The sequence below is a fragment of the Floridaenema aerugineum BLCC-F46 genome (assembly GCF_041929345.1).
Lineage (GTDB): Bacteria > Cyanobacteriota > Cyanobacteriia > Cyanobacteriales > Aerosakkonemataceae > Floridanema > Floridanema aerugineum.
Genome location: NZ_JBHFNQ010000204.1, coordinates 1 through 16,353 on the forward strand (window position 1 = coordinate 1; position 16,353 = coordinate 16,353).

20 protein-coding genes are annotated in these 16,353 nt (G+C 39.3%); 14 read left to right on the forward strand and 6 right to left on the reverse strand.

Annotation, left to right across the window (positions count from 1 at the left end):
* Positions 1-41: 41 nt before the first annotated feature.
* Positions 42-1,046, reverse strand: coding sequence for a (S)-8-amino-7-oxononanoate synthase BioU (bioU, locus tag ACE1CC_RS26655; protein ID WP_413273461.1), 1,005 nt, complete (start codon positions 1,044-1,046; stop codon positions 42-44).
* Positions 1,047-1,498: 452 nt separating this feature from the next.
* Between bioU and ACE1CC_RS26660 the strand changes: the two genes are divergently transcribed.
* The 11 genes from ACE1CC_RS26660 (at position 1,499) to ACE1CC_RS26710 (ending at position 10,445) form a co-directional block, all read left to right on the forward strand.
* Positions 1,499-1,708, forward strand: a complete 210-nt coding sequence (locus ACE1CC_RS26660; protein ID WP_413273462.1) for a DUF2997 domain-containing protein — start codon at positions 1,499-1,501, stop codon at positions 1,706-1,708.
* A gap of 45 nt (positions 1,709-1,753) precedes the next feature.
* The gene (locus ACE1CC_RS26665) at positions 1,754-2,140 is read left to right on the forward strand and encodes a DUF1257 domain-containing protein (RefSeq protein ID WP_413266590.1); all 387 of its coding nucleotides are present in this window, start codon (positions 1,754-1,756) and stop codon (positions 2,138-2,140) included.
* A complete protein-coding gene (locus ACE1CC_RS26670) occupies positions 2,140-2,592 on the forward strand; it encodes a ferredoxin (RefSeq protein WP_413273463.1) in 453 nt (150 codons plus the stop codon). The genes ACE1CC_RS26665 and ACE1CC_RS26670 overlap by 1 nt, the downstream gene beginning before the upstream one ends.
* A gap of 399 nt (positions 2,593-2,991) precedes the next feature.
* The gene (locus ACE1CC_RS26675; protein WP_413273464.1) at positions 2,992-3,276 is read left to right on the forward strand and encodes a PqqD family protein; all 285 of its coding nucleotides are present in this window, start codon (positions 2,992-2,994) and stop codon (positions 3,274-3,276) included.
* Positions 3,260-3,724 carry a lasso peptide biosynthesis B2 protein gene (locus ACE1CC_RS26680; RefSeq protein ID WP_413273465.1) on the forward strand — a complete coding sequence of 155 codons (465 nt, stop codon included), beginning with the start codon at positions 3,260-3,262 and terminating at the stop codon, positions 3,722-3,724. The genes ACE1CC_RS26675 and ACE1CC_RS26680 overlap by 17 nt, the downstream gene beginning before the upstream one ends.
* Positions 3,724-5,568, forward strand: a complete 1,845-nt coding sequence (locus tag ACE1CC_RS26685) for an asparagine synthase-related protein (RefSeq protein WP_413273466.1) — start codon at positions 3,724-3,726, stop codon at positions 5,566-5,568. The genes ACE1CC_RS26680 and ACE1CC_RS26685 overlap by 1 nt, the downstream gene beginning before the upstream one ends.
* Positions 5,558-5,755 carry a lasso RiPP family leader peptide-containing protein gene (locus ACE1CC_RS26690; protein WP_413273467.1) on the forward strand — a complete coding sequence of 66 codons (198 nt, stop codon included), beginning with the start codon at positions 5,558-5,560 and terminating at the stop codon, positions 5,753-5,755. The genes ACE1CC_RS26685 and ACE1CC_RS26690 overlap by 11 nt, the downstream gene beginning before the upstream one ends.
* A gap of 26 nt (positions 5,756-5,781) precedes the next feature.
* Positions 5,782-6,792, forward strand: a complete 1,011-nt coding sequence (locus ACE1CC_RS26695) for a serine/threonine protein kinase (RefSeq protein ID WP_413273468.1) — start codon at positions 5,782-5,784, stop codon at positions 6,790-6,792.
* Positions 6,779-7,387 carry a 2OG-Fe(II) oxygenase gene (locus ACE1CC_RS26700; protein ID WP_413273469.1) on the forward strand — a complete coding sequence of 203 codons (609 nt, stop codon included), beginning with the start codon at positions 6,779-6,781 and terminating at the stop codon, positions 7,385-7,387. The genes ACE1CC_RS26695 and ACE1CC_RS26700 overlap by 14 nt, the downstream gene beginning before the upstream one ends.
* Positions 7,350-9,299, forward strand: coding sequence for an ABC transporter ATP-binding protein (locus tag ACE1CC_RS26705; RefSeq protein ID WP_413273470.1), 1,950 nt, complete (start codon positions 7,350-7,352; stop codon positions 9,297-9,299). The genes ACE1CC_RS26700 and ACE1CC_RS26705 overlap by 38 nt, the downstream gene beginning before the upstream one ends.
* 6 nt (positions 9,300-9,305) lie before the next feature.
* Positions 9,306-10,445 carry a nucleotidyltransferase domain-containing protein gene (locus tag ACE1CC_RS26710; protein ID WP_413273471.1) on the forward strand — a complete coding sequence of 380 codons (1,140 nt, stop codon included), beginning with the start codon at positions 9,306-9,308 and terminating at the stop codon, positions 10,443-10,445.
* Positions 10,446-10,671: 226 nt separating this feature from the next.
* Here ACE1CC_RS26710 and ACE1CC_RS26715 read toward each other — a convergent pair whose 3' ends face one another.
* The gene (locus tag ACE1CC_RS26715) at positions 10,672-10,953 is read right to left on the reverse strand and encodes a YiaA/YiaB family inner membrane protein (protein ID WP_413273472.1); all 282 of its coding nucleotides are present in this window, start codon (positions 10,951-10,953) and stop codon (positions 10,672-10,674) included.
* A gap of 411 nt (positions 10,954-11,364) precedes the next feature.
* Here ACE1CC_RS26715 and ACE1CC_RS26720 point away from each other — a divergent pair, with 411 nt between their 5' ends.
* Complete coding sequence (locus tag ACE1CC_RS26720; protein ID WP_413273473.1) at positions 11,365-11,943, forward strand: zinc ribbon domain-containing protein; 579 nt, start codon at positions 11,365-11,367, stop codon at positions 11,941-11,943.
* Here ACE1CC_RS26720 and ACE1CC_RS26725 read toward each other — a convergent pair.
* The gene (locus ACE1CC_RS26725) at positions 11,936-12,604 is read right to left on the reverse strand and encodes an SOS response-associated peptidase (protein ID WP_413273474.1); all 669 of its coding nucleotides are present in this window, start codon (positions 12,602-12,604) and stop codon (positions 11,936-11,938) included. The two genes, ACE1CC_RS26720 and ACE1CC_RS26725, sit on opposite strands and share 8 nt — an antisense overlap.
* 19 nt (positions 12,605-12,623) lie before the next feature.
* Between ACE1CC_RS26725 and ACE1CC_RS26730 the strand changes: the two genes are divergently transcribed.
* A complete protein-coding gene (locus ACE1CC_RS26730) occupies positions 12,624-13,229 on the forward strand; it encodes a glutathione S-transferase family protein (protein WP_413273475.1) in 606 nt (201 codons plus the stop codon).
* A 174-nt stretch (positions 13,230-13,403) separates the two neighbouring features.
* Here the strand turns inward: ACE1CC_RS26730 and ACE1CC_RS26735 are convergent, their stop codons facing one another.
* The 3 genes from ACE1CC_RS26735 to ACE1CC_RS26745 form a co-directional block, all read right to left on the reverse strand.
* Positions 13,404-13,631: a DUF167 domain-containing protein gene (locus ACE1CC_RS26735; protein ID WP_413273476.1), complete on the reverse strand. Its 228-nt coding sequence runs from the start codon at positions 13,629-13,631 to the stop codon at positions 13,404-13,406.
* Complete coding sequence (locus ACE1CC_RS26740; RefSeq protein ID WP_413273477.1) at positions 13,615-14,031, reverse strand: ribosomal maturation YjgA family protein; 417 nt, start codon at positions 14,029-14,031, stop codon at positions 13,615-13,617. Before ACE1CC_RS26740 ends, ACE1CC_RS26735 begins: the two co-directional genes overlap by 17 nt.
* Before the next feature lie 115 nt (positions 14,032-14,146).
* Positions 14,147-14,668, reverse strand: a complete 522-nt coding sequence (locus ACE1CC_RS26745) for a DUF2231 domain-containing protein (protein ID WP_413273478.1) — start codon at positions 14,666-14,668, stop codon at positions 14,147-14,149.
* Positions 14,669-15,100: 432 nt separating this feature from the next.
* Here ACE1CC_RS26745 and ACE1CC_RS26750 point away from each other — a divergent pair, with 432 nt between their 5' ends.
* The gene (locus ACE1CC_RS26750) at positions 15,101-16,135 is read left to right on the forward strand and encodes a hemerythrin domain-containing protein (protein ID WP_413273479.1); all 1,035 of its coding nucleotides are present in this window, start codon (positions 15,101-15,103) and stop codon (positions 16,133-16,135) included.
* The last annotated feature ends 218 nt before the right edge of the window (positions 16,136-16,353 follow it).

The window sequence follows — 16,353 nt, forward strand, 5'->3', positions numbered from 1 at the left end:
GCGCTCTTAGAAGAGCGCTCTCAGCGCAACAACGTACTGATCTACTTGACAAATTGAGGCATAATTTCCGCAGCCGTGAATAAGCCGTAAATACCTCTTTGATTTAGGGCTATTCCAGCTTTTAGATAACCGAAGGCGGGGCCGCACACATTGGCTGCCATGCTGGTTTCATCGCCTAAAGTGAAGGTATGGGTGGAGATTTTGCCTTCAAAGGTTCTACCTGTAACTTGAACGTTGGTGCTCAGGGGTTTTTTCGGGTTGCGGGTATCGACGACTCCGCCGACGGTGACGCGATCGCGTGGACAAATTCCCGCCAATTCCAGCATAATATCGTCAGCGTGCTCCATATTTTCCAAAGCTAAAATGCCGTTTGTTTTATCCAGTAACGCTTCAACTTCGGCATCGCTCATCGCTACCGCTTTCTCTACGTTGTAACCTGGAATATGAGCGATATCTTCGCGAATTGTCGCCCGATACGCTTCCCAGTTAGCAATTCCCACGCCAAAGGTAATTTTTACTGAGTGAATTTCTGCATAGCTTTGTGCTGCTAAAGCTGCTGCTGCGGTTAATAACCCAGGAGTTGCACCGCATCCAGTCATGTAAGTAATGCCTGCTACTTGTAAACTATCCTTTAATTGCAGCATTTGTTCAACAGCACTGGTACGCTTGAGGGCATCTACTAATACTCCCCGCCAACCAGATTTAATGATTTCCTGCACTACAGAAGCCATAAAGGTATTAGGTAGGTTCGGAAGTGCGAGGAAGTACCCATCTACAGATGCTTGACTGATTAAATCAGAAATGCTGTTATTGCTTAAAGTACCGCCTGCTTCTAGGTAGCCGAGAGAACCTTGTGCTTGGTAGGTGGAGATGCAGGTATCGGGATTTAAACCTCTAGCGTCGTAAGCATAACCTTTTTGATCCGCAGCTGCTACCCAAATCATTTCCTGCTTGGGCGCGAGTATTCTCGCGGCGGCTTGTCCTAACCCACCAAAACCCAGTACTCCTACACGAACCGGACTTATGAGTTGTTCTAGATTCATCATTCTTAACCTTAAATTTAAAGACAACCTTTAATTATCTAGGTAATTAGTTGAACTCAGAGTTATTGAAAAATTTTATTAATACCATCTTCGTTGTCTATGATACAAAACTTATCACATATTTAGCGTAATTCTTCAAATAAACACACTATATATAGATAGCGAATAATTTATGGGAGCCAAAATAGCACTAATGCGAAGAGAAGTATCAATGCTTGTAAGGCTGGTGGCTCTCTCCTCAGACATCTTGACTGCTAGGGCAAGTTAAGCGAAACTGACAAATAATTGAGGGATTAATCGCGTAAATAATAAGTTGTGTTGCGCTTTGATTCGATTTGCCTATTTAGGTAAAGTGAGTTAAAGACAAAATTGTTAGCATCTCGATCGAGAAGCTGTGGAGGCACGTAAAAGTGCCAGCCGCGAGTTCAATATCTATGTAGGTGACAACCAAGAGCATGGAAACACTAGAGTTTATCATCTATCCCGATGGGCGAGTAAAAGAAAAAGTTACTGGCATCATAGGGAACTCCTGTGCTGAGGTTACTGCTGCAATTGAAGCTCAACTTGGACAAGTACTGAGTCAGGAGGAAACTTCTGAGTATTTTGCTCAAGTGTTAGAACAATCAAACGCAGCCACAACCCAAGCGACTTTTAGTGAATGGTAAGTTGTTTTTTTTGCAAATTTTACTTTGTTTTAATCATCAGAAACTATGTCACACTTTAGCCAAATCAAAACTCAACTCCGTAACCTTGTCTCCCTGCAAACTGCTTTGACAGATTTAGGGATTGATTGGAAATCTGGCCCTTGTCCGGTGCGTGGTTATCGCGGTCAAACCATTAATGCTGAGATTGCGATCGAACAGGAAAATGGTTACGACATTGGCTTTAGATGGAATGGCAACGAATATGAATTAGTTGCGGACTTACAGTATTGGCAGCAACCTATCACTGTAGATCGATTTTTAAACAAAATCACTCAGCGTTATGCTTTCCAAACTGTATTGAATGAAACCGCTAAACAAGGTTTCCAAGTTGCTGAACAACAAAAAAATGAAGATGGTTCGATTCGCTTAGTCGTACAACGTTGGAGGGGCTAATGTCCGACTTTTCTCCCGCATCAGGAGATAATGACGGCGTAGCTCGATCGGGTCTAGAACCAGAGTTAGGTGGTTTTTTAAGGGACGATCCAGAACGCTCTGGTTTTGAGCCCGAACTTGGTGGTTCAGTCCGGCAAAAAGGTGTTTATGTAGATGAGATTACCTGCATTGGTTGTAAGCATTGCGCTCACGTTGCGCGTAATACCTTCTATATAGAACCTGATTATGGTCGATCGCGAGTAGTTCGGCAGGATGGTGACTCGGAAGAGTTAATTCAAGAAGCAATTGATACTTGTCCTGTCGATTGTATTCACTGGGTAGACTACACAGAGTTGAAAAAACTGGAAGCAGAACGCCAGTACCAGGTAATTCCAATGGCTGGGTTCCCAGTAGATCCGGCAATGGTTACTGCCAGAAGCCGTCAACAAAAGCGCAGGTCAAAAAAGCACTAAATTCGGTTTTTCATGCTTTCTTGGTTGCAAATTATCGTGATTTAGGGCTGTTTTGAGCAGCCTTTTTTGTTGAAGGAAGAAGGGTTGAAAGGCAGAACAGCAATGGAGGTAGAACCTCCTTTCACCTCGTTCCCAGGTTGAACCTGGGAACGAGAAACAACGAGAAACAGGCTTTTTGAAGGCTCCAAGGCAGAAGGGCAGAAGGGCAAAAGGGCAAAAGGGCAAAAGGGCGGAAGGAAAAAGGTTTGGTTGATCTCGTTCCCAGGTTCAACCTGGGAACGAAAAACAGAGGCTCTGCCTCTTGATGTAAGATCTCAGTTTTCAGGAATTGGGATAAGATAACGTTGGAAATAGTAAAGTCTAAAAATCCCAAATCCAAAATCTAAAATCTAAAATCGAATGGCTATTAGTTTTGCAATGCGAGTTTCTGTACCCGAAGATGTGTTAATTCGGGAATTAGATGGGGAGTCGGTGATTCTGAACTTGAAGAGTGAACGTTATTTTGGTTTGGATGAGGTGGGAACTCGGATGTGGGAAGTGCTTTCTAGTTCGGAAACGATCGCAGCAGCCTATCAAACTTTATTATCAGAATATGATGTAGTTCCTGAGCAACTACAAACGGATTTGTATAATTTACTTCAACAGTTGGTAGAACATGGGTTGATTCATGTCAGCAATCAATAATTGGCGGAAGTTAAAATCACTTTCTTGGTCAGAACTAATGCTACTGATACAGGCGTTGTTGTTACTGCCATTGGTAGCTTTTGGGATAAAATGTTTTGGGTTTAGACGGTTTTATGGATCGATCGCTAATCTTAACCGCAGAAAAGATAAAGGGCAAGAGAGAGAGGGGATTAAGTCAGCTAGGGCGATCGCAAAATTAGTAGAAATTGCTAGCAGACATGGTTTATATAAACCTAATTGTTTACAGAAATCTTTGCTACTTTGGTGGTTATTGCAACGACGAAGTATTGAAAGTGAATTGCGGATAGGTGTACGGAAAAAAGGAGAAATTTTAGAAGCTCATGCTTGGGTAGAATATCAGGGTTGTGTTTTGAACGATCGCAACGATGTTGACCAACGTTTTGCGCCTTTCGCTGGGTCAATTCTGCCAGTTGAGGTAAAAATATAATGAGCGGTATTGTCGGGATAATTAATCGAAATGGTCAACCAATTAACCCTGATTTATTGCAGCGAATGACTGACTTTATGAGCTATCGAGGGCCAGATTCTCAACAGATATGGGTGAATGGCAATGTGGGTTTTGGTCATACAATGCTACGAACTACTAAAGCGTCTTTAGAGGAGAAACAACCTTTTAATTTAGATGGGATTTGGATTACTGCTGATGCGAGAATTGATGGTCGAGAAGAGTTAATTGAAAAGTTAAAGATTAATCCTGTAACAGATGTAGAATTAATTTTACGGGCTTATCAAGTTTGGGGGGAAGATTGTGTTCAATATTTGTTGGGTGATTTTGCTTTTGCGATTTGGGATGAAAGAGAGCAAAAGTTATTCTGCGCCAGAGATCATTTTGGCGTAAAACCTTTTTATTATGCAGAAGTTGGAAATTGTTTAATTTTTAGTAATACACTGAATTGTTTGAGGATTCATCCGGGGGTTTCGGATGAGTTGAATGAAAGGGCGATCGCAGATTTTATATTGTTTGGTTACAACCAAGAACTCACTACAACTACTTTTGCCAATATCCAACGTTTGCCACCAGCACATTGTTTAACTTGGTCAAAGGAAAAGCTACAAATTAAACGCTATTGGACATTACCCACTGATGGTTTTATTAGGTACAAAAAGGCAGAAGATTACGTTGAAAAATTTAAAGAATTACTGGAACAAGCTGTTAATGATAGACTACGAACAAACCGCGTTAGCATTGGGATGACAGGGGGGTTAGATTCAACAACAATAGCTGCTACTACAAGGGAACTGCTGTCAAAACAATTCGACTCATTTGATCTGCGAGCTTTTACCATTGTTTACGATCGCCTAATTCCCGATCGAGAACGTTACTATTCCAAATTAGTAGCAGAAACTTTGGGCATTCCCATCCAATATTTAGTAGCAGATGAGTATAAGCTGTTTGAGGGGTGGGAGAAACCAGAACTACACCAACCAGAACCAATGGCAAATCCACTGTTAGCTATTTCACTGGATCATATCAAACAAATGGCAGATCACAGCCGAGTTGCCTTAAAGGGTAGTGGGGGCGATCCGATTTTGTATCCTTCTGGTTCCTACTTTTTTACTCTGCTAAAATCTCTCCGATGGGGAGAACTGTTAACAGCAGTAGGGTGGTATTTTAGAACTAACCGACGTTTACCACCAGTAGGTTTGCGTACTCAGTTAAAGCGATCGCTAAAATTGTGGCATCCAAAACCTTATCCAAATCCAAAATGGCTTCACCCAGAACTAGTAACTAGGTTGGATTTGCCAGCGCGGTGGGATAAACTGGTACAGGAAAGGCTGATGGTTCACCCGACGCGATCGGAAGCATATCAAACCCTGACTTCCTCAAATTGGCCTTGTCTTTTTGAGTTCTTCGATCCAGGCGTAACGGGTTATCCAGTAGAAATTCGATATCCCTTTTTAGATTTGCGATTGGTAGATTACCTATTAGCAATTCCACCAATACCTTGGTTCGTACACAAAGAACTAGTCAGAGTGGCAATGCAGGGTATTTTGCCAGAAGAGGTGCGGCTACGTCCTAAAACAACTTTGGCTGGAGATCCAGTATATGAACTTTTACAACAACCTGCGACTAAGTGGATAGATCAATTTGAGTCTGTGCCGGATTTGGCGAAATATGTTAATCGAGATATGATAACGCCAGTTTCAGGAATGAATGTCAATGCCTATGAAGCATGGATTAATTTGCGTCCTATATGTCTTAATTACTGGCTAAAGAATCTCAAACCAGTAAAATATCAATTAGAAAAGGAGGTATGTTATGAAATCTAATAATGCTCAGTTAATCAAGAGAGAATACCACAGTCCTAAATTATTAGTTTATGGTAATATCCGGGAACTGACACAAGGGGGTGGCAGTATCCAAAACTGGGATGGTGCGGCAGAAAGATTAACTACATCTAATCCTTGTGGTTTCGGAAACCCGAATCCTAATCCACCGAATTGTCCTGCTCCTTAACTAAATGTAAAGTAGATCGAACTATTGTGGGATTTTATCACTATGTTTTTGGTTTGCATCTACATTCCAATGGCTATATTCCGGGATTAGTTGCTTTACCCCCTACACCAAAGGTAGATGTAGAGGTATGGTTAGATTTAATGCCGCCTTGGTTGCAGGAAATACCGAACACTAAAAAGCAGATATGGTTTGTCAGCGACTATCAAGTAGAATGCGGTGAACCATTGTTGAGAGTGCAGCAGCTTTTAGGTGGCGCTTATTTTCAAATTAGCTACTTTGATGGCACGGAATTTATAGTCGATCGCGCAGGTAGCCAAATCTGGGCTAAATGGTCGGATAAATTAACTTTAGAAGATACAGCGACCTATTTGTTAGGCCCTGTATTCGGATTGGTGCTCCGTCTGCGGGGTATTGTCTGTCTACACGCCAGTAGCATACAAGTTGGCGACAGGTGTATGGCAATAGTTGGTCATGCGGGTGCAGGTAAATCTACCACAGCAGCAGCTTTTGCTAAAGCTGGGTTTCCGATATTATCAGATGATGTATTACCGTTATGGGAGCGCGATCGGACTTTTTTGGTACAAGCTGGTTATCCGCGAGTGCGTTTGTGGCCTAAATCGGTCGAGATTTTGTATGGTACAGAAGATGCTTTGCCTTGCTTGACACCAAATTGGGATAAACGTTATTTGGACTTAACTCAAGAAGGATATCAGTTTCAGCAACAACCCCTACCTTTAGGTGCTATTTATATTTTGGGTTCGCGGAGTTCCGATGCAGCAGCACCCTTTATTGAATCCCTACCTGCACCAGCCAGTATAATCAAGCTAATTGCTAACACTTATGGTAATGGTTTGTTGGACAAGGGGATGCGTGCTAAAGAATTCGATTTGCTGAGTCGTTTAGTAGCTAAAGTTCCCGTGCGACAGGTAACTCCTCACGCCGATGCTATTTATTTGCCAAAGCTTTGTGAAGTTATTATAAACGATTTTGAAAGTTTAAATTATTCAGCAGTAACTTTAAAAGATGCCGAAAGCTGACTTTTTTACTAGCCTTGGGTTGTTTGTAGTCAAAGATTTTTTTGATTTAGAATTGTGCGATAAAATTCGCATTGAATCCCGTGATGCAGTGAATAATGCTGCCTCTGTTTTGGGCAAAGATGGTAAGTACGAAGTGATTGAGGAGATCCGCAAAATTAAATATAGTCAAGTATCTGAGGAAACAATTAACAAAGTTAATTCATGTTTAATTGCTGTTAAACCTAAGTTAGAAGAACATTTTAAGTTAGAGCTTACTGATTGTGAAACCCCGCAATTTCTTAGATATACGAAAGGAGATTTTTATCTACCTCACTCGGATAGCTGCAATACAGATAATGCACCACAGTCTGTAAAAAATCGTCAGGTATCTGCGGTTATATTTTTGAGTAGTGAATCAGAAGAGTTAGGAGAGGAATATTATGGCGGAGGTGCTTTAACATTTTACGGATTAATTAAAGATCCGCTTTGGCAAAAGTATGGTTTCTCTTTAAATGGCGAAGCGGGGTTGTTGATTGCATTTCGCTGTGAGATTTGGCATGAGGTTGAACCTATAATTTTTGGCGAAAGGTACACTATCGTTAGTTGGTTTTTCTAACGAAAGTCTAAACGTAAATATTTCCAGCTATGGCGACACGATTACAGTAAATAATTTATTTAATACTGTTAAGCAACAAATATCTATGCAAAAATTTAGCTTTTTGAAGCAAAAATTAAAAAGTGGATTTAGTCAGCTTCCCTATTTAGTGAAAGCTTTTAATTTAGTTTGGCAAGCAGCGAAAAAATGGACTGTTATTTGGGCAATTTTGTTAATTATTCAGGGGTTGTTACCAGTTGCAACTGTTTATTTAACTCGGCAAATAGTTGATAGTTTGGTAGCTGCTTTAAATGTGGGAGTTTCTCAGGAAAAAGTTATCCCAATTTTAGTTTTAGTTGCTTTAATGGGGGGAGTTTTATTATTAACTCAGGTATTGGGAAGTTTTTTAAGTTGGGTGCGTGTTGTTCAATCAGAATTAGTAAAGGATTATATTAGTTATTTGATTCATAAAAAGTCGCTAGAGGTTGATTTTGCTTTTTATGAGTCGGCGGAATATTACGATCGCCTACACCGCGCCAGACAAGATGCGTTTTTTCGCCCAACTGCATTATTAGAAAATAGCGGAAGTTTGGTACAAAATGGCATTACTTTAATCGCAATGGCGGCAGTTTTAACTCAATTTGGTGTTTGGATTCCTGCGGCTTTATTAATTAGTACTTTACCCGCTTTTGTAGTAATTTTAAATTATAGTAAACAAAATTATAACTGGTGGTTGAAAACAACTGCTGATGAAAGGCGTAGCTGGTATTACTATTACTTACTGACTGAAAAAGATTCGGCGGCGGAATTAAGAATTTTTGAATTAGGCGATTATTTTCAGTCTGCTTATCAGAGTTTACGGCGTAAGTTACGTGCCGAAAAAGTTAATTTAGCAAAGAATGAGAGTTTGGCGAATTTGGGTGCTGGTGCGATCGCGCTTTTAATCACCGCCTTTGCTTTAACTTGGATGGTATGGCAAGTTTTACAAAAACGGGTAACTTTAGGAGACTTAGCATTATTTTACCAAGCTTTTAACCAAGGTCAAACATTGATGCGAAGTTTGCTCCAAAACTTAGGTCAAGTTTACAGTAATATGCTGTTTTTAGGTAATCTTTTCGAGTTTTTAGAATTAGCGCCTCAAGTAATAGATCCTCCTACCCCAAGGTTAGCCCCCAAAAACTTAAACCAAGAAATTAAATTTGAAAATATTTCTTTCTGGTATCCTGGTAGCCAAAAAACCGCTTTAGAAAATTTCAATTTAACTATTCCATCGGGTAAAATTGTGGCGATCGTCGGCGCAAATGGTGCGGGTAAAAGTACCTTGCTAAAACTGCTTTGTCGGTTGTACGATCCTCAACAAGGAAAAATAACTTGGGATGGAATTGACTTGCGCGATTTACCAATTCAAAACTTACGAAGATTGATTACTGTTTTATTTCAACAACCAGTTGATTATAATGCTTCGGTTGCTGAAAATATAGCTTTGGGCGACTTATTAGCTACTGCTAAATTGCCGGAAATAACTAATGCTGCTGAAGCTGCGGGTGCAGCAGAAATTATCGATCGTTTACCTGAAAATTACAATACACTTTTAGGTAAATTATTTGCTGGTGGCGTAGAACTTAGCGGTGGTGAATGGCAAAGAATTGCTTTAGCAAGGGCTTTTTTGCGTCAGGCTCCTTTAATTATTTTAGATGAGCCAACTAGCGCAATGGATTCTTGGGCGGAAGCAGATTGGTTGGAGCGATTTTGCCATTTAGCTAAAGGGAGAACAGCTATTATTATTACCCATCGTTTTACTATTGCTAGACGTGCTGATATTATTCATGTTATGTCAGATGGTGAAATTGTAGAAACAGGGTGCCATGATGAGTTATTAGCTCTTGGGTGTCGTTATGCTCAATCGTGGAAAAGTCAAATGCAGGTAAATTAAAAGTTAATGAAAAACTTAAAAGAAAACCAATCATTAGTAACCTTAATTTTACGGGGAAGATGGGATAAAACGGCGTTACAAGTGGCGCGAGAAATAGCAACGAATAAAGATTTAAATTGGGATAATTTATGTGAATTTGTATATATTGAAGCTTTGACTCCACTGCTTTATCGAATTTTACGAAATGAAGATTGGTTGCCAGAAAATGTAAAAATAGAATGGCGCAATGCCTATTATCAAAATGCCTGCCGCAATACTTTATTGCTGCGAGAATTGGGTAATGTGTTGCAAAATTTGGCAGATGTGGGAGTAGATGTAATCGTTCTTAAAGGTGCAGCTTTGGCGGAAAAAGTTTATGGTGATATCGCTGCTAGACAAATGGTAGATTTAGATTTACTAATTAAACCAGAAGATTTAGCAATTGTTAGAAAAGTTATAGCGAATTTGGGTTATCAGCTAGCAGGTGTGGAAATGCAATCTGGTTTTAATGAAGAGTTTCGCAATGAAGAAATTCATTGGAAGCATGGATTAGTAAATGTTAATTTAGATTTGCATTGGAAATTAGTTAGTCCGGTTTATTATCAACGGACTTTTTTAACTGATTGGTTTTGGGAAACGGCTATACCAACTAAAATTAGTGGTTCTCCGGCTTTTATTTTAGGTAATGAAGCGCAAATTGTTTATCTATGTGCTCATTTGATGTTGCATCATGGAGGAAATAGTTTACTTTGGTTGCATGATATTGCTGAGGCGATCGCCTTTTCTCCCACACAAATAGATTGGGATTTAGTGATTAGCAAAGCACAAACTTACAATTTAGTATTATCAGTACAACAAATTTTGCTGCGAGTAGCTGATGAATGGAAAGCGGAAATTCCGGGAAATGTGCGATCGCAATTAGCCACTTTAAAACCTTCTTGGGAAGAAATCAGAGCTTATTCTTGGCAAAATCAAACAATGGTTTTACGCTTATTTGATGATTTAGCAGGTGCAAAAGATTGGCTGACTCGTTTACATATCGCTTGGGATACATTATTTCCTAGTCGCGCTTATATGCAGCATCGTTACGAAATTCCTCATCCTTTACTTACTCCTTTCTATTATCCCTATCGTTGGTTACGAGGTTTCCGAAAAGTATCTGGTTGATTAAGTAGGTGCAAATAAATAAAGTGATAATAGTTATATGAGGATGGGGCGGGCAGGATGCCTGCCCCACAAGAGTTAGAGCTTTCTTGTGGGGCGGGCATCCTGCCCGCCCTGGTTTTCACTTTATTTAAATCTACCTACTTATTTGGTAAGTTTGTGGTGAGGACTTTAGTCCTTCTGTCTACGCTTATTAGGACTGAAGTCCTCACAACAAATGATATTAAAATTACTTGAGGGGATGGTGTTCTGTTAAGATTTTTTCGACTCTGGCTTCGTCAATTCTGGCTGTTAGTTTGGCGGCTTCATGATTGTCTCTAACGGTTTTAGCTAAAGTAAATGTAGAACCGATCGAAAATAGTACACCCATTCCCATATAACCTTTTACCCAACCATCAACGGGTAAATAAATTATCCCGATGGAGGTAGCGGAAAGAGAAAGAATAAAGGAAAGCCAAACTTGAATAATCCAAGCCGTTGTATCTTTTTGATTTTGAATCGTTTGTTTCATAAATATCACCTAAAGGGAAGATAAAATTTGTTGTTACTCTGCTTTGTATTACAATCTTCTAATTGCTTTCTATTGCCGATAAATTGGCAGTGACAGTTTGTTAACTGGGTGAAAGAATTAAAGGTTTTTAGCTCTAAATATCAGTAAACTTGTGGCTAAATATGGGGACAGTTTCATAACTGACACAGAAGTAAGTTATTTACCAAAATTATTAGTTATTTGTTGCAAAATTTATCTTTTTGTGAACCAAGGCAATTTATTATAAATTATTGGCTGAAAAATAGACGATCGCACCAAATTCATCTTCCAATAAAGGAGAAAAATAGTAAAACGCGATCGGTTATTTCTACTTAAGTAATTATGTGGAAAAGTGTTTTACACTATATATTAGTCTGTCTTTTGGTTGCAAACATGAATACTTACTTAGGCAACCTGGGTAGTGGACAACAAGTTTACGTTGAAAATCAGGGAACGCAAACGATCGTCACACTTTTCAGCAGTAGTCCAGGACAACAACAAAGTCAAAGCAACAGTTTTCAAACAGGTTCTTGGGTAAAACCGCCAGCTTTGTTTCGCACTGCATCTGGTGTAATTTTGCAAATTCAAACCCAAGCAGGTAACTATTTTGTGCGTTTGCAAACTAATGGAATGAGTACCCTAAATGAAACTCCTTCTTTGAGTAATGCAGAAAATATTCCCCTGCAACAAACGGAAAAAATTCCGACATCGACAATGCCTTCTATGCCACCGATGCAACCAATAGAACCCATGAAACCAATGGAACCTATGAAACCAATGGAACCGATGCGAATGGGTGATATGGAAATGCAAATGTCGCCTACAATGCAAATGCGAATGGGAAATATGGAATTAAAAATGCCGCCGATGGGAACACAAACGCCAGCCAAAGGTGGCTTTTGTACTCAATGTGGTAATCAAGTAAGTGAGCAAGATAAATTTTGCGCTCGATGCGGTCATCAACTTAGATAGGTTGAATACATTCTGAGCGATCGTTTTTCGGGTTATTCACTTTTGTGCTAACAGGATAAGCGGTCATTTCTTCGGAAGGGTAGGGTTGCAGAAACGATTGTAACAATTCGATTTTTTTAGCTTCTGGATCTAACCATTGTTCATAGTTTTTGGGTTCAAGAATTACTGGCATTCGGTCATGAATCGGACGCATTAATTCATTGGCTTCGGTAGTCAAAATTGTACAACTTTCTATTGGTTCACCCTCCCCTTTTTCCCAATGTTCCCACAAACCCGCAAAAGCAAAAGGTTCGCCATTTTCCCAGCGGAAATAAAACGGTTGTTTTTCCCCGTCTTGGGTTTTCCATTCGTAAAAACCGTCAGCTAAAATTAAACAGCGTCGCTTTTTAAAAGCTGAACGAAAGGCTGGTTTTTCGGCAACTGTTTCGGCTCTTGCGTTAATTAGTTTCGCTCCCATTTTCGCATCTTTTGCCCAACTGGGAATTAAACCCCAACGTAGCATTTTAAATTGGCGTTCTGAGCTTTCGGAATTTACTGAAACTGTTGCTATTTGTTGAGTTGGTGCGATGTTGTATCTGGGAGAAAGGGGAGGAACTTCTTTGACTTGAAACTTGTCAGCTATAGCTTCGGCTACTTGGGTAAAACTGTATCTGCCACACATAAAATTTGAGGAATTGGTAATGTATAAATTCTACGAATTTTTTTCTTCTGGTAACTGCTACAAAATCAGGCTTTTGTTGACTCAATTAGATATTCCTTTTCAAAGAATAGAAATTAACATTCTCAAAGGAGAAAGCCGAACTCCTGAGTTTTTAAGCAAAAATCCTAATGGGAGAACTCCAGTTTTAGAAATTGAACCTGGGAAATTTTTAGCGGAATCAAATGCCATCCTTTTTTATTTGAGTGAGGGGACAGATTTTTTGCCAACGGACTCTTTTGAAAAGGCGCAAGTGTTGCAATGGTTATTTTTTGAACAGTACAGCCACGAACCCTATATTGCCACTTCTCGATTTTGGATTACTACTGGAAAAGCTGAAGAATACCGGGAAGCACTCAATCAAAAAAGAGCCGGAGGTGAGGCTGCATTAAAAGTAATGGAAAAGCATTTAACTGAACATCAATATTTTGTTGGTGAACGTTATACTATTGCTGATATTGCTTTGTTTGCTTATACTCATGTGGCTGATGAAGGAGGTTTTGATTTATCGGGTTTTCCGGCTATTCAGGCTTGGATAAAGCGAGTACAAACACAGCCAAAACATATCAGTATTACACAACAAGTATAACAAATATATAGCCAGTCTAAATGACTCGTTAAAAAGATTCTTTTTGAACCACGTTCGCGTAGCGTGCGCGTAGCGCGTAAGACAGGGTAGCGCAGCGATTCGCTATCGCGAATTAGGACAGGAAGAAAGAAGAGAAGAAACAATTTTCACAATTCATTTGTACTGGCTATAATTTTAAGAATCAGTGTTTATTTCTACTAATTTTGTTTTGGAAGATAGCCCTGATTTAATAGTAATCTGAGATTTGGAGACGTTAAACTTTTCGGCTAAGAGTTTAATTAATTCTTCATTGGCTTTGCCGTCAACTGGTGGTGATTTTAAATGTACAGTTAAGCTACCGTCAGCTGCTTCTTGAATGCTTTGTTGTTTAGAATTTGGTTTAACTTTAACTTGTTTTTTCATGATTGTTTCCTTTCCGCCAAAGCTGATGCAACCACAACCAACCGAGGAAACTACCTATTAAATAGTAAACAAAGTCTTGCCAATCAAAATGGGTTCCTAGTGTCATTCTTCCCCAAAAGGTATAGCGGAATCCTTCTAAAAATGGTGGTTTCCAAAGTTGGAGGATTTCTATTATACTGTTAAATGTGAAAACCCAAATCGGAATTTGTTTGATAGCAGGATAAGTGGTGAAGAAGAAAAAGATTATTAAACACCAAAAGATTTGGTAGAGTATATCGCCAGCATAATGGTCAATCCAGGATTGAGCAGGGCCATTATAAAATTTAGTGAAAAAGCCTAGTGGTGTAACAATCAGTAGTGAAATTAGAGTTAATCGACGGATTTTGCTTTTGTAACTCAAATTTTTACCTCTACAAGTGAATCTAGACAAACAAAAACCTATCTGAGTTAAATTATCGCTCAGATAGGTGTGTTTATTGAGAGGCAAATTGTAGTGATGAGATCTTTTGATTGGGTTATGATTGATTGCGATCGGTATAGCCAATAACAGCGATTTTGTGTCGATATACTAATTCTCCACCGTACCAACCAGAAAGACCGAGAAGCAATGCCACAATAATAGAAATAACTAATCCTGTAGGTATAACTGCTCCAGCCAAATTTCCCCAACGCAATACTAAGTTAACACCTGTTAGCCCTAAAACCGCAACGTTGAGGATCATGTGTGCCCAACCTGCGGTACGTTTGCGGACTCTTTCTATGCCGAAAAAGTCCATTAATCCTGTAGCTGCTGCTAGCAAACCAGTTGCTGTTCCGGCAGCTAATAGCCAGAAAGAACCTCTTGCCCAAAACAAATCTTTTGTCAGTAAATAAACTAGATCGCAGACTGGTACTGCCACTAAAAAAGCTATTGGTAAAGTAACAATTACTGGATGTATTGGATGTCCTGCGATCGCTACTGTACTTACCACACCAGAATCTTGATACTCTGATTGATGGCTTTCAATTAGTGGGGGAAGATTTGGAGTTTGTGTCATATTTCTCTCTAGTTGTTTGGTTCGCCTAATTAGGTTTTTTGCTAGTCAGTGTTTGACTATCAGAAATTGCTTTGGCAAGACAACATATCCCAGTTGCAAATTTTCTGAGGAGAACTTTATACAGGGAATCGTACATCTTTAATCTATATCATTAGCGAAAAAAGTGTATCTATCTCACGAAGTAGATGATAGATAATTTTTATATATCTCTGAGTAGAATGCCAAGCAAATATTAGAGTTTTTTATGATTTACATATAATATGTGATCTGAAAAACATTAAAATTATTTATTATTAAACCGAATCAGAGGTTAAAGAGAATTTAATCGGTTTTAACTCCGTCAAAAGAGAGAGGTAATTGCTGTATTCCTATTGCAGGATCAGACTAGATAAGTTTGGCGATTTTAAGAGAATAAACACAAAGGAGAACAACATGGTATCGACTCTCGACGACACCAAGCGCATTGCTATTGCTACTAAATTAGCAGACATGAAAGCTATCCAAAACTTAATCATCAGCAATGAACAAATGCTGTTGAATGCTTGCGGAGATCAAGAAATCTGCAATCGAGTGCGGGATATGCTCAATGATGACCAGAAAAATCTGGGGGTTTTAGATACAGTAATTGTTCAATACGGTGTCAAAGCAGAGCCGAAACAAACGACTCAAGAACTGGTTGAGAAAACTCAGAAATTGATGCAAGGTTCTGAGTTATCTCTTTATGAAAAGTTCTCTCAGCATGAACTTTTGAAACACGCTCAAGTAATGAAGGGATTGTTAGTTCATAAAGCAGCACAAGTTGTCGGTGCTGATATTGAAGCGGCAATTACTCCTTTAAATACCGTCAATTTTGAAAATCGGGCGCACCAAGAACAATTGAAAGGTATTTTAGAAATTTTGGGCGTGCGGGAACTGACTGGAAAAGATCCCGATCAAGGTATTTGGGCGAGAGTTCAAGATGCCGTCGCTGCTTTCTCTGGTGTTGCGGGTAGCGTGCTGACTCAAAACTCTGATATGTCCGATATGACAATTGAGCAAATTATTCGGATGGATCATGCCAAAGCTAACACCTTGTTCATGGAAATTGAAGGTGCTAAAGATCCACAAAAAGCACAAGAATTCTTTGGTCAACTTTACAAAGATTTGACAGCACACGCTAAGGCGGAAGAACAAGTTGTTTACCCAGCAATACGTCCTTATTACCAAAAGACACAAGACTTGTATCAAGAGCAAGCTGAACAAGAAAGAATGCTCAATCAAATCATGTCTTTGAGTCCTGCTTCACCGATGTTCAAAGATCAAGTTAAGGAGTTAGCAAAGATAACTCAGCATCACATTAATCAAGAAGAAAATGAAATGTTCCCCAAAATTCGGGATAATTTCAGCAGCGCACAACAGCAACAAATGGCAAGTGAATTCAAAGCTGCTAAGAGCAAGTTGCAAGACCAAATGGCTGCTATGAAATAAGCTTAACAGCTAGACAACAAGCAAATTAAATCTAGGTGGCTTAATCTATTAGCCCCTAGATTTTTTTGGCATTTGGTCATTAGTCTTTTGGAGCAATTTAAATTATTTATTCCTCCCTAATTGGTGTTTTTGATCGGTCGAGAGATGGATGAATTAACTGTAAATTGTGTGACATTCTCAAGGTATGGACTAAATCCATAATTAATGAGAAAGGAAAC